Raw genomic sequence first — 22,178 nt, forward strand, 5'->3', positions numbered from 1 at the left:
GGCCTGTCATGGGACTGTTCAAGGATATCGACGAAGCGAACTCGAAGTGGTACTTCAACACCGCGACCGGTGAGGTCGAGCAGGGGCTCGTCAGCGATTGGACCCACCGCATGGGCCCCTACGACACCGAGGCAGAGGCCCGCGACGCCCTCGAGCAGGCGAAGAAGCGCAACGAGGAGTGGAACGAAGCTGACGAGAAGTGGAACGGCTGATCGATGTCGAAGCAGGAAGAGTTCGTCCTCCGCACCGTCGAGGACCGTGACGTCCGGTTCATCCGGCTGTGGTTCACCGACGTCCTCGGCGGGCTGAAGTCCGTGGCCGTCGTCCCCGCCGAACTCGAAGGCGCGTTCTCCGAGGGCATCGGCTTCGACGGGTCGGCGGTCGAGGGGCTCTCCCGGGTCTATGAGGCCGATATGGTCCTCAAGCCCGATCCGTCGACGTTCTCCCTGCTGCCGTGGCGCGGGGAGACGGAGCCGACGGGCCGGATGTTCTGCGACATCCACGTGCCCGGCGGGGAACCGGCGAAGGCCGACCCTCGCTACGTCCTCAAGCGCACGCTGGAGAGCGCCGCGAAGAAGGGCTTCACCTTCTACGTCCACCCCGAGATGGAGTTCTACCTCTTCCGATCCGGCAACCTCGACCTCGGCAACGGCACGCTCGGCGCCCCGGTGCCCGTCGACACCGCCGGATACTTCGACCACGTCAACGGCGGGACCGCGAACGACTTCCGGCGCTCGGCGGTGACGATGCTCGAGGCGATGGGCCTCTCGGTCGAGTTCTCCCACCACGAGGCGGGTCCGGGACAGAACGAGATCGATCTGCGCTACGCCGATGCGCTGACGATGGCCGACAACATCATGACCTTCCGCTCGGTCATCAAGGAGGTCGCGATCGCCCAGGGCGTCTACGCCTCGTTCATGCCCAAGCCGCTCGCCGACCACCCGGGCAACGGCATGCACACCCACGTGTCCCTCTTCGAGGGGGAGAACAACGCGTTCTTCGAACCGGGTGCGACCTATCAGCTCTCGAAGATCGGACGCCAGTTCATCGCCGGTCTGCTCCACCACGCGGCGGAGATCACGGCCGTGACGAACCAGTTCGTCAACTCCTACAAGCGCCTGTGGACCGGTCACGAAGCCCCCTCCTACATCTGCTGGGGACACCGGAACCGGTCCGCGCTCGTGCGGGTCCCGCAGTACAACTCCGGCAAATCGTCCTCGGCCCGTGTCGAGTACCGCGGCCTCGACTCCTCGGCGAACCCGTACCTGTCCTACGCGCTGCTCCTCGCCGCCGGGCTCAAGGGGATCGAAGAGGACTACAAGCTGCCGGAGGAGGCCGAGGACAATGTCTGGCTGCTCTCGGACACCGAACGCCGGGCGATGGGCATCCGCGCCCTCCCCGCGAGCCTCGCCGAGGCGCTCGAGATCATGGAGGGCTCCGACCTCGTCGCCGAGACCCTCGGCGAAGAGGTCTTCGACTTCTTCCTCCGCAACAAGCGACAGGAATGGGACGGCTACCGCGCTCAGGTGACCCCGTACGAGCTCAGCAAGCACTTCTCGTCGATGTGATCCCATGGCGCGCCTGACCTCCCGCACCCCGGCGACGACCGCCTCGGCGAATCGCTTCCTCGGCGACATCGACGGCCTTCTCGGCCAGCCCCTGGCCACGGATTCCCGCTTCGTCGATCTCCTCGAGGCCACACCGGATCCGCACGCCGGCGCGCTCGGTCTCCTCCGGGTCCTCGAGGAGGCCGAGAAGGACGCTGAGAAGAATGCGGCGACCGACACCGACGTCCCGGGGCCGGAGACGACGACCGCCGAGGCGGGGGCGGGTTCATCCGCCGGCGCCGTGGCGAGGGAGGGTTCATCCGCCGGCGCCGAGGCGGCGGCGAGCGGGATCGAGCGTTTCGTGGACGCGGCCCGGGTCGACGGCACGGGCACGGTCGCCGAGGACGAGCTCGACCGGCCGATGCTCGCCCGCCTGCTCGGGGTCTTCGGCACCTCGGAGGCGATGGTCGACCACCTCGTGCGGCATCCGGATTCGCTGCCGCTGCTCCTCGAGCGCTCCCCGTACCTGATGATCTCGACCCCGCAGGCCTCGGCGAGTGCGCTGCGGGCGACCCTGCTCGAATCCGTCGGCGCCGATCCTGACTCCGACGCTCCGGTGGCCGCCCGGACGGGCAACGAGGGGATCGCGCGGATGCGGCGGGCCTACCGCGACGTGCTGCTGCGGCTCGTCGCCGATGACCTCTACTCCGATCAGCCCGAGCAGATCGTCGACCTCGTCACCGCGGTGCTCTCCGATCTCGCCGCCGCGGCGATCGAGACCGCCCAGGCGATCGCCCGGGCCGAACTCGACCCGGAGTCGACCGTGCGCATGGCGGTCATCGCGCTCGGCAAGACCGGGGCGCGGGAGCTCAACTACGTCTCCGACGTCGACGTCGTCTTCGTCCAGGACTCCGAGGCGACCGAGGAGCAGCGGACACTGGCCACCGAGGTGGCCCAGCGGATGCGCTCGATCCTCTCCGACCCCGGTGCCGAACCGGCCCTCTGGGAGCTCGACACCGCCCTGCGGCCCGAAGGCAAGGCCGGGGCGCTCGTGCGCACGCTCTCGGAGTTCGAGCACTACTACACCGACATCGCGAAGAACTGGGAGTTCCAGGCCCTCCTCAAGGCCCGGGCGGTCGCCGGCGACCCCGCGGTCGGCGCCGCGTTCACCGAGACCCTCTCACCGCTGGTCTGGGAGGCCGCCGGGCGGGAGGGCTTCATCGACGGCATCCGGGCGATGCGCCGTCGTGTCGTCGACCTCATCCCCGCCGCGGAGGCGCCGAGGCAGATCAAGCTCGGCCGCGGGGGACTGCGCGACGTCGAGTTCTCCGCGCAGCTCCTCCAGCTCGTCCACGGGCAGAGCGATGACGAGATCCGCTCGCCGAACACCCTGCGTGCCCTCGACGAGCTCGGGGAGCACGGGTACATCGGCCTCGACGACGCCCTCGTGTTCTCCTCGGCCTACCGGTTCATGCGCGTCGTCGAACACCGGGTGCAGATCCCGCGGATGCTGCGCAACGCCCTCATCCCCGACGACGAGGCGAAGCTGCGGACCCTCGCCCGCTCCGTCTTCCCCTCCGGCTCGCGCACCGGCACCCGGCTCGAGGAGAACCGGCGCGACTTCGCCAAACAGGTCACCCGGCTCCACGAGCAGATCTTCTACCGACCGATCCTCGACGCCGCCGTCGGCATCCACGGCGAGGTCGTCGACGCCCACCACCGCGGAACGAGCCTCAAGGCGGCCGCCGACCGCCTCCGCGCGTTCGGCTACCGCGACCCGCAGGGAGCGCTCGGCCACATCAAGTCCCTGACCACGGGGATGTCGCGCACCGCACTCGTCATCAAACAGGTGCTGCCGGCGCTCCTCGACTGGTTCTCCGACGGCGTCGACCCCGATGCGGCCCTGCTCTCCTTCCGCCGGCTCACCGATTCGCTCTCGTCCTCGGGCTGGTTCCTCAAGATGCTCCGCGACTCCGGGCTCGCCGCGAAGTCCGTCGCCGAGGTGCTCACGCTCTCCGGCTACGCCACCGAACTCCTCCTCCGCCAGCCGGCAGCGGTCGCGTGGCTCGACGACTACGCCAGTCTCGCCGCGCGCGATCAGCAGGTACTCGCCGCCGAGGTCGACGGCCTGCTCCACCGCCACGGCGCCGAGGCGATCACCCGGATCCGTGAGACCTACAGTCGCGAACTGCTGCGGATCGCACTGCGCGACGTCCTCGACGTCGGCGACCGCGCCGCGGTGCCCGGCGACCTCTCCGACCTCATGGACCTCACCGTCGACGCGCCCTGCGCGCCGTGCGCCTCGACCTCGACGACGCCTCGGTGCCGGAGTACGAGTTCGCCGTCGTCGCGATGGGACGGTGGGGCGGCCGGGAGATCGGGTACTTCTCCGATGCGGACGCGATGTTCGTCTACCGCGCGGTGTCCGACGACCTCGACGCCGAGGCCCGCGCGAAGCTCGCCAAGCACGTCACCAAGGTCGCCCTGCAGCTGAGCTCCCGGCTCAAGGCCAGCGAAGGCGCCCGCGGCATCGAGCTCGACGCGGATCTGCGACCCGAGGGGAAGAACGGTCCGCTCGTGCGCACGTTTGCCTCCTATGAGTCCTACTATGCGAAGTGGTCGCAGCCGTGGGAGGCCCAGGCCCTGCTGCGGGCGCGGCCGATGGCCGGCGACGCGGGGCTCAGGGACGACTTCACCGCGCTCATCGACCCGCTGCGCTACCCGGCGGAGATGCCGTCGAAGGCGCTCACCCAGGTCCGCACCCTCAAGGCGCGGATGGAGGACGAGCGGCTGCCGAAGGGAGCGGACAAACGCCGACACCTCAAGCTCGGCCGAGGCAGTCTCTCCGACGTCGAGTGGACGGTCCAGCTCCTCCAGCTCCAGCACGCCCACACGGTTCCCGGCCTCCGGACGACCTCGACGCTGGGTGCCCTCGACGTCGCTGCGCAGGAGGGCCTCATCCCCGTCGAGGACGCCGCTGAACTCGTCGCGGCCTGGCAGCTGGCGACGAATGTCCGCTCGGCCGTCATGCTCTTCCGCGGCCGCACCGCCGCAGCGCTGCCCGACGAGCACTCGGAGCTCGAGGCGACGGCGCGGCTGCTCGGCTATCCCGCCGGCGGGGTCGCGAGCTCGAAGACGACTACCTGCGGGCGACCCGTCACGCCCGCGCGGTCATGGAGCAGCGCTTCTACGGGTTCTGATCCGCCGCGGGCGCAGATCGAGTCGGGACCCGTGGTGCTGGGGTCAGCGAGGCGTGAACTCGAGTCCGAGCAGGGCGTTCTCGATGACCTCGGGCAGCGCCGGGTGGATCCAGTACTGGCCCCGAGCCACCTCGTCGGCGGGCTGATCGAAGGCCATCGCCTGGATGAGCGGCTGGATGATCATCGACGCCTCGGCCCCGACGATCTGCGCACCGAGGATGAGCCGGGAATCCCGGTCGGCGATGACCTTGACGATCCCGGGATCGTCGGCCATCGCCCACCCGTAGGCGACATCGGAGTACTGCTGGACCTTGACGGTGACGTCGTGTCCGGCCAGCCGGGCTTCGTCCTCGGTCATGCCCACGGTCGCGACCTGCGGGGAGGTGAAGACCGCAGCCGGCACGGCCTTGTGGCTGGTGCGCTCGAGCGCATCCTCCGCCGCGGCCCCGGGGGCTCCGGCGGCGACGTCGACGACGAGGTTGTCGCCGACGACCCGGGCCTCGTGGTTGGCCACGTGCTTGAGCTGGTGCTCGGAACTGATGTCGCCGAGGGCGAAGACCCCGGGGACGGGTTCTCCGCCGGCATAGACGCGTTGGAACGCGTCGACGACGAGCCTGCCGTCGGGGGTGAGATCGTAGCCGACCTCGGCGGCGTCGAGGCCAGCGGTGTTCGGGTGGCGACCGATGGCGATGAGGACGATGTCGGCGTCGACCGCGGCGGGAATGTCGACGTCGTCGACCCGACCGCTGGGCTCGAGGTCGATCGTCACCGGTGCGCCCTCCCCGTCGCCGAGGCGGAAGGCGGCAGGCTGGGCCCCGAGGATGACGTTGTGGTCGGCGGTGAAGATCGTCGTGAACTCCGCCGAGGCGGTGCCGTCGAGGTCCTGGAGCAGCCGGGGTCCGCGGGCGATGACGGTGACCTCGGTGCCGAAGCTTGCGAAGATGTGGGCGAACTCCATGGCGATGACGCCGGAGCCGACGATCGCCAGCCGCTTCGGCTGCTCCGGCAGACGCATGATCGAATTCGAGGTGACGATCGGGTAGCCCGGAGTGTCGACCCGCGCCGGATCGAGCCCGGGGGTGTCCGGGAGAGTGGGCGCGGCCCCGGCGGCGATGACGATCCGGTCCGCGGTGATCTCCTCACCCGAGGCGGTGACCACGGTCTTCTCATCGACGAAGCGGACGTGCTCGGGGATGACGGTGTTGTTCGGCTGACGATCGCCCGACCTGTACTCCCGACCGCCGGCCTCGATCGCGTCGACGCGGGAGAAGATGCGCTCCTGCAGAGCCGACCAGTCGACGCCCTCGAACGCGGCCTCGACGTCGTAGCGACGGGCGTGTGCGGCCTCCTCCGCGATGGTGGCCGGATAGACGAACATCTTCGTCGGGATGCACCCGACATTGAGGCACGTGCCCCCGAAATGCCATTCCTCGGCGATCGCGGTCTTCAGTCCCGCGAACCTCTTGTCGAGGAACATGTTCCCCGAGCCCGTGCCGATGAGCAGCAGATCGTAATGCGTCATAGTCCGTCCTCGCAGATGGTGATGTCGATGCCGTGCGCCCGCGCGAGAGGGTTCCGGCAGGAACGCAGCGGGGGCGCCACCGGAGAAACCGGTGACGCCCCCACTGTATTCCCTGCGAGCCGATTCCCTGGGGAATGGTCCGCCGGTCGGGTCAGATCGAGTAGTAGAGCTCGAACTCGGTCGGAGTCGGACGCAGACGCGCGACGTCGATCTCGTTCTCGCGCTTGATCCTGATCCACGTCTCGATGAGGTCAGGGGTGAAGACGTCACCGGCGGTGAGGAAGTCGTGATCCTTCTCGAGCTCGTCGAGCGCCTCGTCGAGGGAGGCCGGGACGAGCTTGATGTCCTTGGCCTCCTCCGGGGGCAGCTCGTAGAGGTCCTTGTCGATCGGCTCCGGCGGTTCGATCCGGTTGCGGATGCCGTCGAGTCCGGCCATGAGCTGCGCGGAGAACGCGAGATAGGGGTTGCTCGACGGGTCGGGCACACGGAACTCGAGGCGCTTGGCCTTCGGCGAGGAGCCGGTCACCGGGATGCGGATGGCGGCCGAGCGGTTGCGCGCCGAGTAGACGAGGTTGACGGGCGCCTCGTAGCCGGGCACGAGCCGGCGGTAGGAGTTGATCGTCGGGTTCGTGAACGCGAGGACGGCGCCGGCGTGCTCGATGAGGCCGCCGATGTACCAGCGGGCGAGGTCGGAGAGACCCGCGTAGCCGTTCTCGTCGTAGAACAGCGGTTCACCGTTCTTCCACAGCGACTGGTGGCAGTGCATGCCCGACCCGTTGTCGCCGAAGAGGGGCTTGGGCATGAAGGTGACGGTCTTGCCGTACTCGTCGGCGGTGTTCTTCACGACGTACTTGAAGTCGAGGAGCTGGTCAGCGGCGTGCTGGAGGGTGTTGAACTTGTAGTTGATCTCCTGCTGCCCGGCCGTGCCGACCTCGTGGTGGGCGCGCTCCATCTCGAAGCCGATCTCCTCGAGCGTCATCGACATCTCGTCGCGGATGTCGGCGAACTTGTCCTGCGGGGAGACGGGGAAGTAGCCGCCCTTGTAGGGCGTCTTGTAGCCGAGGTTGCCCTCGGGCTCCTGCGCGCCGGTGTTCCACGCCGCTTCGATCGAGTTGACCTCGTAGAAGCTGTGGCCGGGGGTGTTCTGGTAGCGGATCGAGTCGAACATGTAGAACTCGGCCTCGGCGCCGTAGTAGACGGTGTCGGCGATGCCGGTGCTCTGCAGGTACTTCTCCGCCTTCGCCGCAACCTGGCGGGGGTCACGGGAGTAGGGCTCGTCGGTGAAGGGGTCGACGATCGAGTGCGTGACGACGAGCGTCTTCGCCTCCCGGTAGGGGTCGATGAACGCCGAGGCGACATCGGCGAGGAGCTTCATGTCAGATTCGTGGATGCCCTGGAAGCCTGTGATCGAGGACCCGTCGAAGAGGAGACCTTCGGTGATCTCATCCACACCGTACGAGGCGGCGGGAAGGTTGAAGTGCTGGACGACACCGGGCAGGTCGCAGAAGCGGACATCGACGAAACGCACGTCGTTCTCCGCGATGTAGTTGACGAGTTCTTCAGCAGACGAGAACACTTAGGTCTCCTAGTTAGACGTATGGTCGGTTCTTCGTGACCGAGATCCATCCTAGTTCGTGCTCGGTGAAGCCGTGATGACAGTCATGTTTCGGGGATGTTTCCTGATGATTCACTCAGGGACGACTTCGGTACCCTGGGGGAGTGATCAATCGCGACGACCTCGGGTCCTGGCTGCAGGGACCACAGACCAGCCGAGACGAGGGTGACTGGCCCGGACGCCGACTCGGCCTCCCGGAGACCGGCCGCCATGCGGTGGCACCGGCGTGGAAGCGCCTGCTCGCCCTCATGGTCGACTGGTTCATGTGCCTGGCGATCGCCGGTCTCTTCGACTCGACCAACCCGTTCCTCGCCCCGGGCATCTTCCTCCTGGCGAACATCCTCCTCGTCTCGACCCTCGGCTACACCGTCGGCCATCGGATCTTCGGGATCGAGGTGCGCCGCCTCGACGGCCGCGTCCCGGGATTCGTGCCCGCCCTCATCCGGTCTGTCCTCGTCGTCCTCGTCATTCCCGCGCTCATCTTCGACCGCGACCACCGCGGTCTCCACGACCTCGCGGCGAAGACGGTGATCCTCCGCCGCTGAGCAGACGGCAGGCGAGAACGACAGCGGCCCCGTCACCAGGATTCCGGTGACGGGGCCGCTGTCGTTCTCGGGAGCGCCGATCAGCGTCCGCGCATCGCCTTGTGGTTGGGGCGCGCCTTGTTCGGGTCGATGCCCTTGGGGATCGGCGGACGCGTGCCCTGGGTGCCCAGGGCGGAGAGGCGGTTGCGCACGGCGAGCACCTCGGCGCGATTGAGCTTGCGGGGCAGCTTGTGGACGGTCGAGACGACCTGCTTCATCTGCAGCTGGCCGTCCTCATTGCCGCCCTGGAGGGTGTGGACGGGGACGTTGGGGAGGATGCGCTCGTGGCGCTTCTTCTCCTTGGCGAGCAGCTTCGCGCTGCGGGCCTTCGGTCCCTCACTGAGCAGCACGACACCGGACCGACCCGTCGAGCGGAACACGAGGTCGCGGCTCTTCGGGTCGATGGCGATCGGCTTCTCGTCCATGAGGTAGCCGCGACGCGCGGTGTTGAGGACCGCGCCGAAGGCACCGGGCTGGCCCTCCATCTGCGCGAACGCCGCGGTCTCAGCGAAGCGGCCGAGCATGAACATGCCGAGCAGCAGACCGACCATGAGACCGAGGATCGTCGTGAACACGGCCCCGCCGAAGACGAGTCCGGCGAGCAGGCCGAGGAGCGTGAAGCCCACGACAGCGGCTGCCAGGAGCCACGGGGTCGCCTTGTTGTGCTTCGCGGCGAGCTCGTAGACCTGACGCATCTGCGCCAGACGGCCCGGCTTCTTGTTCGGATCCTTCGGCTTGCGACGGAACAGTCCCTTGCGCGGTTCTTCGCTCATTCTCTCACTTGCTCTTGACGGGCCGACGGGTCCCGAGGACAGGCCCGCGGAACCACTCATTGCTCAGCAGACAAGTCTACCTCTTCGCCTGCGCCGAACATATCCACAACGGCCTGCGCCTCCTGCTTGGCCGGGGTGTGCTTGTCGAGATGCGCGAGGTGGGCGGGGATCTCCTCGCCGCGGTGGCGCATCGCCGTGGCCCAGAGGCGACCGGCGCGGTACGACGAGCGCACGAGCGGACCGGACATGACTCCGAGGAACCCGATCTCCTCGGCGGCGTCGCGGAGCATGACGAAGTCGGCGGGCTTGACCCAGCGGGTGACGGGATGGTGGCGCGGGGACGGGCGCAGGTACTGGGTGATCGTGATGAGGTCGCACCCGGCGTCGTGGAGGTCCTGGAGTGCGGAGATGATCTCGTCGTTCGTCTCGCCCATGCCGAGGATGAGGTTCGACTTCGTGATGAGTCCGGCCTCGCGGGCCTGGGTGATCACCGACAGGGAGCGCTCGTAGCGGAAGGCCGGGCGGATCCGCTTGAAGATGCGCGGCACCGTCTCGACATTGTGGGCGAGCACCTCCGGCCGGAGGAGAACACCTCGGCGAGCTGGTCGGGCTTCGCGTTGAAGTCGGGGATGAGGAGTTCGACCCCGGTGCCGCGGCCGTCGACGTAGTCGAGGTCGTGGATCTGGCGGACCGTCTCGGCGTAGAGCCACGCACCGCCGTCGGGCAGGTCGTCGCGGGCCACGCCGGTGATCGTCGAGTAGCGCAGGCCCATCTCGCCCACCGAGGCGGCGACGCGGCGCGGCTCGTCGGCGTCGAAGTCGGCGGGGCGGCCGGTGTCGATCTGACAGAAGTCGCAGCGGCGGGTGCACTGCTCACCGCCGATGAGGAAGGTCGCCTCGCGGTCCTCCCAGCATTCGAAGATGTTCGGGCAGCCGGCCTCCTCGCAGACGGTGTGGAGGTCCTGTTTGCGCACGAGGGACTTCAGGGAGGTGTACTCCGGTCCGATGTGGGCCTTCGCCTTGATCCAGGCCGGCTTCTCCTCGATCGGCGTCTCCGAGTTCCGTGCCTCGACACGGAGCATGCGGCGGCCTTCGGGTGCGATCGTCACGTCGGTTCTCCTAAGCGGTGATGGTCTCGTGCAGGATCTCGTCGAGCCGGGGGGCGACCTCTTCGGGCGTCACGGTCCGGCCGAGTTCGGCACTGATGGTGGTCGTGTCGGCATCGGTGATGCCGCAGGCGATGATCGATTCGTAGGCGCCGAGGTCGTTGCTGCAGTTGAGGGCGAGACCGTGCATCGTCACGCCGTCGTGGATGCGGATGCCGATCGCCCCGATCTTGCGGTCACGGCGGGCGCCGTCGCCGAGGATCCACACGCCCGCGCGGCCCTCGATCGTCGTGGCCTCGATGCCGTACTCGCTGAGCAGGCGGATCATCGAATCCTCGAGCTGAGCGACGAAGAGGCGGACCTCTTTGGGATCGTTGAGCCGGTAGATGAAGTAGGCGACGAGCTGACCCGGGCCGTGCCAGGTGATCTTGCCGCCGCGGTCGACGTCGATGACCTCGGTGCCATCGGTCGGGCGTTCGTGGTCCTCCGTGCGCTTGCCGGCAGTGTAGACCGGGGGGTGTTCGAGGAGCAGGATCGTCGACTCCCTGTTCCCGGCGAGCACGTCTTCGTGATACTTCTTCTGCAGGTCCCACGTGGTGCGATAGTCCGAGAAGACCGGCGCGAAACCCAGAATCTCTGTGGCCAGTGGCATGTGTCCAGACTATGCCCGTTGACCGGGGTGTTCAATTCATCTCCCCATGACCCTCGACACGTTCTCCACAGGTCTGCCATTGACTTATCAGAGTGCATCATTCATCATCAAATGACATCGAAAAGCATTCACAGTCATTGACGGGGATGACGAACTATGACATGGCACTTCGAAGCGACGATCGCCGACGACATTCATCGCGTCGGCGACGACACGGGGGAGACCCGCTGGGGTGTCGTCGGCGGAGACCGGACCCGCAGTGCCGACGCGCACGCCGATGACCCGGCCGCCGATGCCGGAGTGCTCGGAACGGCCGAGGTCATCCTCCCGACCGGGGAGGCGAGGCTGCTCCTCGTCCCGGTCCTGCCCGGGGGCCTCGTCATCGACGTCGTCCGCGCCTTCCACGGTCTCACGGAGGCCGAAGCGCACACCCTGCTGCGCGGCGTCTTCGCCGAACTCGCCGAGGTCGACGCCGCGACCGAGCGGCTCAGCCTCGCGTGCTTCGGACTCGACGCCGCGGGACGTCCGCGGGTCATCCCCGGCGTGCGCCGCGCCTTGGAGACCCCGGTTCGGCGCGCGGTGGGGGAGCTGCTCTATCACGCCCTCCACGGGGTGCCGTGGACCGAGAGCCTCCTGCCCGTCGGCGTCGCCCTCGAGTCGTGCAGCGCCGAGCTGCAGGCCCTCGTCACCGATCTCCTCGACGAGTCGAGTCCCGCAGCGCACGATTCCCTGCCGGCCGTCATCGCCGAGGTGACTCCGCGGCTCGGTCGCCTCGGCACTCCTGCCGTGCTTCCGCTCGTCCCGGCTTCCCGTGATCTCGATCCGGCGCTGGCCCTGACGGCCGCCTGCGCGCGACCACGCCCCGGACGGCCCCGGACCGCATCCCTCCCGAGTCGGATCCGGGGGAGGGAGCCGGCCCCGGGTCGTCGCGGCGAGGGCTGTCGACGGTGGCCGCTCTGCGCTCGCGCTCGAGTCGGCGCGGCGAGGGCGCCGAGGGCCGCGGCGACGCGGCCGCCCTCGACCCGCCGTCACACCGGCAGTCGCCGTACCGGCGGTCGCGGCACTGACGGTCGCCGTACAGGCGATCGCAGCCCCGGCACCCGCGGACGCGGGCGGACACGGGGACGCGCCACCGCCTCGGCGGTCGCCCTGTTCAGCGCTGCCGTGACCTCGCCGTGGGCCAGGCGCGCCGCGCTGGGGGCCGCGATGGTCGTCGTGCTCCTCGGCGGAGTGCTCATGGTCCGCGCGTGGTCGGCCGGTGAGGACGAGGCGCCCTCGCCGGTCGCCGCCGACGACCCCGCCGCGGAGAGCGCGGACGGGGGTGGGAGAGCTCAGCCGCTCAGTGACACGGCCGTCGCCGAGCGCCTCGGCGAACTCTGCGCCGAACGCGCACGGGCGCTCGGAGCCGGTGACGGTGAGGGGCTGGCCGGGCTCACGGTGCCCGGATCGACGGCGGCGGCAGCCGATGAGCTCATCGACCTCGCCGCGTACTCCGGCGGGACGTACACGATCACTGTCACCGATGTCGTCGTCGAGTCGCAGTCGGACGCGGAGATCGTCGTCACCGCCACGATGACGACGACGGCGGAGAGCGGGGGCGAGGAGGAGACGTTCGACGCGAAGGACGTCGTCGTCACGCTCGGCCGGCATGCCGGGCAATGGCGGATCGCCGAGGTGGCCGAGGCGTGAATGCCGCAGGGGGCCGGTCGATGACCGGCCCCCTGCGGGCTGCTGAGATCGCGGTGCCTCAGAGTTCGAGGTCGGCCTCGAAGTTGCCGTCCTCGAGACGCGCCTTGATCGTCTGCAGGAAGCGTCCCGCATCCGCACCGTCGACCAGCTGGTGGTTGTAGGTGAGCGGAAGGTAGACCATGTCGCGGATCGCGATCGACTCCTCGCCGTCAGCGGTCTTGACGACGATCGGGCGACGCACGATCGCACCGGTGCCGATGATGCCCATCTGCGGCTGGTTGATGATCGGCGTGTCGAAGAGCGCACCCACGGAGCCGATGTTCGTCACCGTGAAGGTGCCGCCCGACAGCTCGTCCGGCATGATCTTGTTGTTGCGGGTGCGATCGGCGACATCGTCGATGGCCTTGGCGAGGCCCGCGATGCTGAGATCCCCGGCGTCCTTGACGACCGGCACGAGCAGACCACGCGGAGTGTCGACTGCGACCGCGAGGTTCTCGTGGTCGAAGTACGTGATCTCCTGGGACTCGAGATCGTACTGGGCGTTGACCTTCGGGTGCTGCTTGAGCGCCTCGACGATCGCCTTCGCGAAGAACGGCAGGTAGGTGAGCTTGACGCCGTGCTTGTCGAGGAACGCGTCCTTGTTCGCCTTGCGCAGCTTCGCCACCCGCGTCATGTCGACCTCGATGACCTGCGTGAGCTGTGCCGAGACCTCGAGCGATTCGCTCATCCGCTTCGCAATGGTCTGGCGGATGCGCGAGGCCTTCTCGGTGGTGCCGCGAAGCTTCGCAGCCTCCTCCGGGATCTCGAGCGTGAACGGCTTCTTCGCTTCGCCGGAGGCAGCCGGTGCGGGGGCCGACGATCCTGCGGCAGGACGGTTCGCCGCTGCGGCGATGACGTCCTGCTTGCGGATGCGGCCGCCGACTCCGGTGCCGGTGACGGTCGAGAGGTCGACGCCCTCGTCCTTGGCGAGACGACGCACGAGCGGCGTGACGTACGCGGAGTTCTCTCCGACGGTGTCAGCCGCTGCCGACTCGGACTTCGCCGGTGCCGATTCCGACTTCGCCGGAGCGGACTGCGCGGCGGCAGCCGACTGCGCTGCCGGGGCCGAGGCAGAGGTCGTCTCCTGCTTCGGAGCTTCCTCCTTGGGAGCTTCCTCCTGCTTCGGCTCTTCCTTCGGAGCTTCCTCTTCCTTCGGAGCTTCCTCTTCCTTCGGCTGCTCCTTGGGAGCCTCCTCCTTAGGAGCTTCCTCCTGCTTCGGTTCCTCGGCGGCGGGGGCCGACTCGGCCGGAGCTCCCGAACCGATGCGCGCCAGGGGAGCGCCGACCTCGACGGTCTCGTCCTCCTCGGCGAGGTGCGCCTGGACGACACCGGCGACGGGGGAGGGGACCTCAGTGTCGACCTTGTCGGTCGAGACCTCGAGGAGCGGCTCGTCGACCTCGACCTCTTCGCCGACTTCCTTGAGCCAGCGGGTCACAGTGCCCTCGGTGACGGATTCGCCGAGCGCCGGCATCGTCACCTCGGTGCCCTCACCGGACGACGACTGCGAGTCAGCGGCGGGCGCGGACTCTGCGGACGTCTCGGTCTTCTCGGACTCGGACGACGAGCTGGTGTCCTCGGCCGGAGCCTCATCCTCGGACTTCTCCTCGGCGGGAGCCGACTCCTCGGCCGCCTCGCTCGCCGGCTCCTCCTCGGGAGCCACCTCGGCGGATCCGGAATCGCTGCCGTCGCCGATGTACGCGAGATCGCCACCGACCTCGACGACATCGTCCTCGTCGGCGAGGATCTTCTCGAGCACACCGGCAAAGGGGCTCGGAATCTCCGTATCGACCTTGTCGGTCGAGACCTCGAGCAGGGGCTCGTCGACCTCGACGGTGTCGCCGACGGACTTCAGCCACCGGGTGACTGTACCTTCGGTCACCGACTCACCGAGAGCCGGCATCTGAACGGAATTCGACATGTCTTTCGTCTCCTCGGATCTTATGAGTGGAAGTGCAGGGGTTTGCCGGCGGCGGCCAGGTGAGCCTCGCCGATCGCCTCATTCTGCGTCGGGTGCGCATGGATGAGCTGTGCGACTTCCTCAGGGAAAGCCTCCCAGTTGACGATGAGCTGTGCTTCGCCCGCCTGCTCACTGAGACGCGCGCCGATGCCGTGGATGCCGACGACCGGGCCGTCCTTCTCCCGGATGACCTTGATGAAGCCGGTCGTGTTGAGGATGACCGACTTGCCGTTGCCGCCGAGGTTGTACTCGAGCGTCTCGACGTTGTCCGCGCCGTACTTCTCCTCCGCCTGCTTCGCCGAGAGCCCGACGGAGAAGATCTCCGGTTCGCAGTACGTGACACGCGGGATGCCGCTCTCGACGATCGGTGCCGGGTTGAGGCCGGCGATCTCCTCGGCGACGAAGATGCCCTGACCGAACCCGCGGTGGGCGAGCTGGAGGCCCGGGACGATGTCGCCGATCGCGTAGATGTTGCCGACCCCGGTGTGCAGGCGCTCGTTGGCGAGGACGAAGCCGCGATCCATCGGAATGCCCTGTTCCTCGAAGCCGAGGCCCTCGGTCACGGGACCGCGTCCGACGGCGACGAGGAGGTACTCGGCCTCAAGCGTGGTGCCGTCCTCAAGCGTCACCTTGACGCCGTCGGCGGTCTCCTCGACGCCCTTGAACATGACGCCGAGCTTGAAGTTGATCTTGCGCTTCTTGAATGCGCGCTCGAGCGCCTTCGAGATCGATTCGTCCTCGTTGGCCACGAGGTGGGGCAGGCCCTCGACGATCGTGACGTCGGCACCGTAGGAGTTCCACACGCTGGCGAACTCGACGCCGATGACGCCGCCGCCGAGGACGATGACCGACTTCGGCACGGTCGCCAGCTGCAGGGCCTCGGTGGAGGTGATGACCCGGTCGGTGACGTCGAGGCCGATGGTCTTCGACGTCGAACCGGTGGCGAGGATGATGTTCTTGCCCTTGAGGGTGTAGTGCTCGTCGTCGCCGGTGACCTCGACGGTGTCCTCACCGACGAGCTTGCCCTTGCCGATGTAGGTGTCGATGCCGCGGGCCTTGACGAGGCCCTGGAGACCCTTGTAGTTGCGGTTGATGACGTTGTTCTTGTAGTCGAGCACCTTGTCGATGTCGATGCCCTTGAACTCCGCCTGCACGCCGAACGTCTCCGAGTCCTTCGCGGCATCGGCGATCTCCGCGGTGTGGAGGAGCGCCTTGGTCGGCACACAGCCGCGGTGCAGGCACGTCCCGCCAACCTTGTCCTGTTCGATGAGGGCGACCTTCATATCGAGTTCTGCGGCGCGCAGAGCAGCGGCATAGCCGCCGGGTCCGCCGCCGAGGACGACAAGGTCATAGGTCAATGCGTCACTCACGGATTACTCCTCGTAGCTGTGGTCAAGCCTGCCAAGGGCAGCTTTCCCTCTTATCTTTCCACTTTTCTCGCCAGGGGCGAAAGCAAACGGTGTCTGTTGCGCCACAGGTGGGGAGCATCACTCCCGACCCACCCCGGACGCAGAGCTCTGCGACCGGGGTCAGGCGCGGGGATGCTGGTCAGTCGGCGTCGCGGGCGATCTCGACGAGCGTGCGCACAGCGGCACCGGTCGCCGCGGCCGGGGTGTAGCCGAAGGCCGAACCGGTGTTGAAGCTCGGTCCGGCGATGTCGATGTGCGCCCATTCGGCGTCATCGGCGACGAACTCCTGGAGGAAGGCGGCGGCGGCGAGCATGCCGCCGGGGCGCGGACCGGAGTTCTTGAGATCGGCGGCGGTCGAGTCGAAACCGGAGAGCAGCTCTTCGGGGATCGGCATCGGCCAGACGTCCTCACCGGCCACGGCGGCCCGTTCGGCGACCGTCGTGCGGGCCGCGGGAGTGCCCATGACCCCGGAGGTGCGGTTGCCGAGGGCGACGATCTGCGCACCGGTCAGGGTGGCGACGTCGATGAGGAGGTCGGGGTTCTCCGCCCCGGCGTCGGTGAGCGCGTCGGCGAGGACGAGGCGGCCCTCGGCGTCGGTGTTCGTCACCTCGACGGTCTTGCCGCTGCGCATGGTGAGCACGTCCGAGGGACGCTGCGCAGAGGAGCCGGGCATGTTCTCGGCGAGCGGCAGCCACGCGGTGGCGCGGACGGGCAGTCCGAGGTCGGCGATCGCGAAGACCGCCTCGACGACGGCGGCGGCCCCGGCCATATCGGACTTCATGTCCTCCATGCTCGCGGCCGGCTTGAGGGAGAGACCGCCGGAGTCGAAGGTGATGCCCTTGCCGACGAAGCTGATGTGACGGCGGGCCTTCTTCGGGCTGTACTCGACCTTGACGAGGCGCGGTCCGCGGGTCGACCCCTGACCGACGCCGATGAGTCCGCCGTAGCCGCCGGCGGCAAGTTCCTTCTCACCGAGCACGGTGACCTTGACCTTGCGCGACTTCGCCTGGTCCTTGACGAGCTGGGCGAACGACTCCGGGTAGAGGTCGAGCGGGGGCGTGTTGACGAGGTCGCGGGCGGCGTTCGTCGCCGCGGCGATGATCGTGCCGGCTTCGTGGGCCGCTGCGTACGTCTTGCCCTTCGGGCCGAGCACCGTGACGGGGCCGGGCACGCGGTCGTCGTCTCCGGAGCGGTACGTCGTGAAGCGGTAGGCACCGAGGGCGGCCCCGACGGTGACGGCTTCGACGGCGGCGGGGGAGTCGACGGGCAGAGCCACGGCGATCGAGGAGGCGCCCGAGAGTGCGCGCAGTGCGGCACCGGCGGCCCGGCGCAGGACTTCGTTCGCGGCCGCGGCATCGTCGCCGGCGCTCGCTGCGTCGATGTCGCCGAGACCAACGAGGAGGATGCTCTCGGCGGTCACGCCCTTCGGCGCGGGGATGCGCGCGGTGGATCCGGCCTTCCCGGTGAACTCGATGGCCCGGGCCGCGTCGTCGACAGCGGTGCGCACCGTCTTCGCGGAGTCGAGGCCGCGGACCGAGCCGTCGGCCACGCCGAGGACGAGGACGGCTGCACTCACCTTCGTGGGGGTCGTCGAAGCGTAGCTGCTGGGGGTGGTGGCACCGGGCATGGAATCCCTTTCTTCGTCGTTGAGCGTTGTCTCGATCCTAGTCGCAAAACCCGCCGAGGTCGTGTTCGGAGCACGGCGGGCGCCGGGCGCTGGCCTATTGTTGAGGCGTGTACCGACTCATCTTCTCTCTCGTCTTCCGCCCGATGGACGCCGAGCGCGCGCACCATCTCTCGTTCTCCGCCCTCCGGATCCTCGACCGGATCCCGCTGCTCGGCCGGCTGCTGCGCCTCGTCGTCGCCCGGGGCACCAGCGCCCCCGTCGAGGTCCTCGGCCTCCCCTTCCCCAACCGGGTGGGCCTGGCCGCCGGCTTCGACAAGAACGGCGTCGGCATCCGCGCGCTGTCGGCGCTGGGCTTCGGGCACATCGAAGTCGGCACGATCACCGCCCACGCCCAGCCGGGCAATGAGCGGCCGCGGCTCTTCCGGCTGCTGCGCAACCGCGCACTGCTCAACCGGATGGGGTTCAACAACGACGGGGCCCGGCAGGCGTCGTTCAACATCACCGCCCAGCGTCGCGCCCTGACCGCGCTGCCCGCCCGGCAGCGTCCGATCATCGGCGTCAACATCGGCAAGACGAAGGTCGTGCCGGCCGCCGAGGCGGTCGCCGACTACGTCGCCTCGACCCGGGAGCTCGCCCCGCTGGCCGACTACCTCGTCATCAACGTCAGCTCCCCGAACACCCCCGGTCTGCGCGACCTCCAGTCCGTGGCGAGCCTCGAACCGATCATCACCGCGGTCAAAGAGGCCGCCGCCGAGGTGGTGGCCACGCCCCGGTCGACCCTCGGTCACGTCCCGCTGCTCGTCAAGATCGCCCCGGACCTCTCCGACGAGGACGTCGTCGACATCTGCGACCTCGCGGTGCGCACCGGCGCCGACGGTCTCATCGTGACGAACACGACGATCGACCGCGATGTGCTCACCGGTCCGGAGGCCGAGTTCGCCCGCTCCCAGGCCGGCGGCATCTCCGGGCGCCCCCTGGCCCCGCGCTCCCTCGAGGTGCTCCTCCTCGTGGCCGCGACGGTGAGCGGGGAGCTGACGATCGTCTCCGTCGGCGGCATCGGCGACGGAAACGACGTCGACGCCCGCCTGGCAGCGGGCGCCGATCTCGTTCAGGTCTATTCGGAGATGATCTACTCGGGCCCGTTCTGGCCCGGCCGGATCATCCGCTCCGGCGGGCGGACCCGCCTGCTCACTCGGGGTACTGGCGGCGCTTGACCTGCGGCTTGGGCATGCGCAGCGGCCGCAGCTGGACGCTGCGCATGACCGCGTAGAACGGCAGGCCGCGCTCGACCGTGCCGAACTTCGCCCGCAGGCGTCCCTTGAGGATGTAGTTGAGGATGAAGCCGTCGAGGATGACGAGCGCGAGCAGACCCCACACCGCGTACGTGAAGTACTGCTGGATCGCCACGGGCTGGGTGAAGGCGACGACGAGGATGAGGATCGCGGCGGGGATGAAGAGCTCCCCGATCGAGAAGCGGGCGTCGACGAAATCGCGGACGTAGCGGCGCTGCGGGCCCCGGTCACGGCGGGTGAGGTACTTCTCCTCACCGTTCATCATGCCGATACGCGCCCGGTCGCGCTCCTTGCGCTGCTGCTCCTTGGCCCGCTGGTTCGCCACCTTGCGATCCTTCGAGACCAGCGGCTGGCGCCGCATCGATTCCTGCTGGCTGCGCTTGGGGTGGGACGTCCCTTCTTCGCTTCCGCATCACGAGGGCTGGCCTCGCCTGCGGTGAGGTCGTCGTCTGGCGTCGTGGAGGAGTCGTTGTCCTCGTGAGTCTTTTTGCTTCCGAACACCCTTTCAATACTACCGTTGGACCATGACCGAATCGACTTCCGCGCTTGACGGCGCCTCCCTGCACACCCGCGTCGACGAGATCTTCGACGACATCCTCGACACGCTCACCGACCTCGTGGCGATCCCGTCCGTGGCCTGGCCGAGCTTCGATCCCGCTGCGGTCACGGCCAACGCCGAGGCGGTCGCCGCCCTCGCCCGCGACCTCGGCCTCGACGTCGAGATCCTCACCGCCGATACCGCGGACGGCACCCCCGGCTACCCCGCCGTCGTCGCCTCGGCGCCTGCGCCTGCGGGCGCACCCACGGTGCTCCTCTACGCCCATCACGACGTCCAGCCGCCCGGCCGCGACGAGGCGTGGGACACCGAGCCGTTCGTCGCGACGCGGAAGGGGGACCGTCTCTACGGTCGCGGCGCCGCCGACGACAAGGCCGGGATCATGGTCCACCTCACGGCGCTGCGGCTGCTCGCCGACCGCCTCGGCGTCGGGGTACGCCTCTTCATCGAAGGGGAGGAGGAGGCGGGCAGCCCGAGCTTCCGGAACTTCCTCGAACGCCACCGCGACAAGCTCGCCGCCGACGTCATCGTCGTCGCCGACTCGAGCAACTGGGCTGCCGGCACCCCGGCCCTGACGACGAGCCTGCGCGGGATGTGCGCCCTCGAATTCGAGGTCTCCACGCTCGACCACGCCGTGCATTCGGGCATGTACGGGGGAGTGGTGCCCGATGCGATGCTCGTGATGACGAAGGTGCTCGCGAGCCTCCACGACGACGACGGTGCGGTCGCGGTGGCCGGACTCGCCGCGGTGCCCGAATCCCCGATCGACTACGCCGAGGCCACGGTCCGGGAGGACTCCGGTGTCCTGCCCGGCACCGCGCTCATCGGCACCGGGAGCCTGGCCTCGCGGATGTGGACGCAGCCGTCGATCACCGTCATCGGCCTCGACATCCCCGACGTCGACGTCTCCTCGAACACCCTGCAGCCGAGTCTGCGGGCGAAGCTCTCCATCCGCCTCGCCCCCGGGGACACCCCGGAGAGCGCGGTCGCGGCGGTGACGAAGCACCTCGAGGACAATCTGCCCTTCGGCGCGACCCTGAGCATCGGGGCGACCGAGGGCGGCAGCCCCTGGCAGGCCGACCTCGACGATCCCGCCGTCCGGGTCGCCCGGGTCGCGCTCACCGAGGCGTGGGGGACCGAGGCGGTGACGATGGGCATCGGCGGCTCGATCCCGTTCATCGCCGACCTCCTCGAGGTCTTCCCGCAGGCCTCGATCCTCGTCACCGGCGTCGAGGACCCCGATGCCCGGGCCCACAGCGCCAACGAATCCCTCTACCTGCCCGACTTCAAGGCCGCGATCGTCGCCGAGGCGCTCCTCCTCGACGCTCTCGGACGTCAGGGTCTCGGCACCGGCGACAAGGCGCAGGACACGGCAGCGCAGGAGTGAGCGCCGAGGATTTCGGCACGCGGGGGAATAGGTCCCGGATGATCCGCGTTGAACGCGGTGTAGCCTGGGCCCAGGAACAATGAAGGAGTACCAATGACAGCGACGAACGAAGCCACTGCCACGCACGAGGTCGAACTCTCGACGACCGCAGCGGACAAGGTGCGCAGCCTCCTGCAGCAGGAGGGCCGTGACGATCTGCGCCTGCGCGTGGCCGTCCAGCCCGGCGGCTGCTCAGGTCTGATCTACCAGCTCTACTTCGACGAGCGTCACCTCGACGGGGATGCCGTGCGCGACTTCGACGGCGTCGAGGTCATCGTCGACCGGATGAGCGTGCCCTACCTCAACGGCTCGACCATCGACTTCTCCGACACCATCGAGAAGCAGGGCTTCACGATCGACAACCCGAATGCGGGCGGATCGTGCGCCTGCGGCGACTCGTTCCACTGAGCGGAACCGCCGACCCGGCAGCCGCACCGCAGCACTGACGAAATGGACCTGGAGGATCTGCGCGCCGTCACGACGACGGCCACAGATCGCCAGGTCCTTTCCGCATATCGTGCCGGACTCTTCCCGATGGGCATCGGCCGCGGCGGCAGCGGTCGCATGGGGTGGTGGGGCCCGCGCCGTCGCGGTGTCCTCCTGCCCGGCGACCTCAAGGTGAGCAAGAGTCTGCGCAAGTCGCTGCGCGGATTCGAGTTCACCGTCGACGAATCCTTCGGCGAGGTCATCCGCGCCTGCGCCGAACCGAGCCGTCCCGGCGGCTGGATCACCCGGGAGATCATCGGCCTCTACGAGGGCCTCTTCGACGACGGCTGGGCGCATTCGATCGAGGTGCGCCGGGACGGCCGCCTCGTCGGCGGACTCTACGGCGTCGCCATCGGATCCCTCTTCGCCGGGGAGTCGATGTTCCACCGTGATCGCGACGCCTCGAAGGCCGCACTCGTCCACCTCGTCGCCCTCCTCGACGGCGAGCAGGAACCAGATGCGGCGCGGGTCGCAGGCGGCTCCCGAACCGACGGCGCCACCTCGGACGATGGTCCCGATTGGCTCATCGACACACAGTGGCAGACACCACATCTGGCGACCCTCGGCGTGTCGGAGATCAGCGGTCTCGACTACGCCGCGCGCCTAGAATCCGCGCTCCGCGGCAATCGTGCTCAGCGAATTCTCAACAAATGAACATCTGCATGTGAATTTCTACCGTGTGTAGCGGTAGTCTGTTAG

16 protein-coding genes and 3 pseudogenes are annotated in these 22,178 nt (G+C 68.6%); 10 read left to right on the forward strand and 9 right to left on the reverse strand.

The genetic code is table 11. From position 1 onward, the window contains the following. Positions 1 to 8: 8 nt before the first annotated feature. The 4 genes and pseudogenes from AC2W7K_RS01475 to AC2W7K_RS01490 all read left to right on the forward strand — a co-directional run. Entirely contained in the window at positions 9 to 212 is a 204-nt protein-coding gene (locus tag AC2W7K_RS01475) for a hypothetical protein (RefSeq protein ID WP_198498728.1), read from the forward strand. 3 nt (positions 213 to 215) lie between these two features. After that, entirely contained in the window at positions 216 to 1,568 is a 1,353-nt protein-coding gene (gene glnA / locus AC2W7K_RS01480; protein WP_198498729.1) for a type I glutamate--ammonia ligase, read from the forward strand. A 4-nt stretch (positions 1,569 to 1,572) separates the two neighbouring features. After that, positions 1,573 to 3,777, forward strand: a pseudogene (locus tag AC2W7K_RS01485) (bifunctional [glutamine synthetase] adenylyltransferase/[glutamine synthetase]-adenylyl-L-tyrosine phosphorylase); the annotation flags it as partial. 122 nt (positions 3,778 to 3,899) lie between these two features. After that, a pseudogene (locus AC2W7K_RS01490) lies at positions 3,900 to 4,598 on the forward strand ([protein-PII] uridylyltransferase family protein); the annotation flags it as partial. Between the two features lie 192 nt (positions 4,599 to 4,790). Here AC2W7K_RS01490 and AC2W7K_RS01495 read toward each other — a convergent pair. Both AC2W7K_RS01495 and glnA (AC2W7K_RS01500) read right to left on the reverse strand, forming a co-directional pair. After that, a complete protein-coding gene (locus tag AC2W7K_RS01495; protein WP_198498730.1) occupies positions 4,791 to 6,269 on the reverse strand; it encodes a mycothione reductase in 1,479 nt (492 codons plus the stop codon). A 151-nt stretch (positions 6,270 to 6,420) separates the two neighbouring features. Further along, positions 6,421 to 7,845, reverse strand: a complete 1,425-nt coding sequence (gene glnA / locus AC2W7K_RS01500; RefSeq protein WP_198498731.1) for a type I glutamate--ammonia ligase — start codon at positions 7,843 to 7,845, stop codon at positions 6,421 to 6,423. A 143-nt stretch (positions 7,846 to 7,988) separates the two neighbouring features. On the opposite strand from glnA (AC2W7K_RS01500), the gene AC2W7K_RS01505 reads away from it, so the two are divergent. Continuing rightward, the gene (locus AC2W7K_RS01505; protein WP_198498732.1) at positions 7,989 to 8,429 is read left to right on the forward strand and encodes an RDD family protein; all 441 of its coding nucleotides are present in this window, start codon (positions 7,989 to 7,991) and stop codon (positions 8,427 to 8,429) included. An 80-nt stretch (positions 8,430 to 8,509) separates the two neighbouring features. Here the strand turns inward: AC2W7K_RS01505 and AC2W7K_RS01510 are convergent, their stop codons facing one another. The 3 genes and pseudogenes from AC2W7K_RS01510 to lipB form a co-directional block, all read right to left on the reverse strand. Beyond that, entirely contained in the window at positions 8,510 to 9,241 is a 732-nt protein-coding gene (locus tag AC2W7K_RS01510; RefSeq protein WP_198498733.1) for a DUF4191 domain-containing protein, read from the reverse strand. Positions 9,242 to 9,297: 56 nt separating this feature from the next. Then, a pseudogene (gene lipA, locus AC2W7K_RS01515) lies at positions 9,298 to 10,349 on the reverse strand (lipoyl synthase). Positions 10,350 to 10,359: 10 nt separating this feature from the next. Further along, complete coding sequence (lipB, locus tag AC2W7K_RS01520) at positions 10,360 to 10,998, reverse strand: lipoyl(octanoyl) transferase LipB (protein WP_198498734.1); 639 nt, start codon at positions 10,996 to 10,998, stop codon at positions 10,360 to 10,362. A 156-nt stretch (positions 10,999 to 11,154) separates the two neighbouring features. Here lipB and AC2W7K_RS01525 point away from each other — a divergent pair, with 156 nt between their 5' ends. Then, positions 11,155 to 12,687, forward strand: coding sequence for a hypothetical protein (locus tag AC2W7K_RS01525; protein WP_486005684.1), 1,533 nt, complete (start codon positions 11,155 to 11,157; stop codon positions 12,685 to 12,687). A 58-nt stretch (positions 12,688 to 12,745) separates the two neighbouring features. On the opposite strand, the gene sucB is transcribed toward AC2W7K_RS01525, so the two are convergent. The 3 genes from sucB to AC2W7K_RS01540 all read right to left on the reverse strand — a co-directional run bounded on the left by sucB (position 12,746) and on the right by AC2W7K_RS01540 (position 17,719). Beyond that, on the reverse strand, positions 12,746 to 14,644 hold the full coding sequence (gene sucB, locus AC2W7K_RS01530) for a 2-oxoglutarate dehydrogenase, E2 component, dihydrolipoamide succinyltransferase (protein WP_198498736.1): 1,899 nt from the start codon (positions 14,642 to 14,644) through the stop codon (positions 12,746 to 12,748). 20 nt (positions 14,645 to 14,664) lie between these two features. Further along, on the reverse strand, positions 14,665 to 16,053 hold the full coding sequence (lpdA, locus tag AC2W7K_RS01535) for a dihydrolipoyl dehydrogenase (RefSeq protein ID WP_137826129.1): 1,389 nt from the start codon (positions 16,051 to 16,053) through the stop codon (positions 14,665 to 14,667). Positions 16,054 to 16,231: 178 nt separating this feature from the next. After that, positions 16,232 to 17,719 (reverse strand): leucyl aminopeptidase, encoded by a 1,488-nt coding sequence (locus AC2W7K_RS01540; RefSeq protein WP_198498737.1) that lies wholly within the window; start codon positions 17,717 to 17,719, stop codon positions 16,232 to 16,234. Positions 17,720 to 17,826: 107 nt separating this feature from the next. Here AC2W7K_RS01540 and AC2W7K_RS01545 point away from each other — a divergent pair, with 107 nt between their 5' ends. Then, entirely contained in the window at positions 17,827 to 18,933 is a 1,107-nt protein-coding gene (locus AC2W7K_RS01545) for a quinone-dependent dihydroorotate dehydrogenase (protein WP_198498738.1), read from the forward strand. On the opposite strand, the gene AC2W7K_RS01550 is transcribed toward AC2W7K_RS01545, so the two are convergent. Next, positions 18,908 to 19,372, reverse strand: a complete 465-nt coding sequence (locus AC2W7K_RS01550) for a DUF3043 domain-containing protein (RefSeq protein ID WP_284711140.1) — start codon at positions 19,370 to 19,372, stop codon at positions 18,908 to 18,910. The two genes, AC2W7K_RS01545 and AC2W7K_RS01550, sit on opposite strands and share 26 nt — an antisense overlap. Before the next feature lie 163 nt (positions 19,373 to 19,535). On the opposite strand from AC2W7K_RS01550, the gene AC2W7K_RS01555 reads away from it, so the two are divergent. From AC2W7K_RS01555 to AC2W7K_RS01565, 3 genes are all read left to right on the forward strand, one after another. Beyond that, complete coding sequence (locus AC2W7K_RS01555; RefSeq protein WP_486005685.1) at positions 19,536 to 20,954, forward strand: M20/M25/M40 family metallo-hydrolase; 1,419 nt, start codon at positions 19,536 to 19,538, stop codon at positions 20,952 to 20,954. A gap of 93 nt (positions 20,955 to 21,047) precedes the next feature. Continuing rightward, positions 21,048 to 21,401, forward strand: a complete 354-nt coding sequence (locus AC2W7K_RS01560; RefSeq protein WP_140955028.1) for a HesB/IscA family protein — start codon at positions 21,048 to 21,050, stop codon at positions 21,399 to 21,401. Between the two features lie 42 nt (positions 21,402 to 21,443). Continuing rightward, entirely contained in the window at positions 21,444 to 22,133 is a 690-nt protein-coding gene (locus AC2W7K_RS01565) for a leucyl/phenylalanyl-tRNA--protein transferase (protein ID WP_198498740.1), read from the forward strand. Positions 22,134 to 22,178 lie beyond the last annotated feature (45 nt).

Source organism: Brevibacterium sp. LAARM2_SD2, from assembly GCF_057364785.1.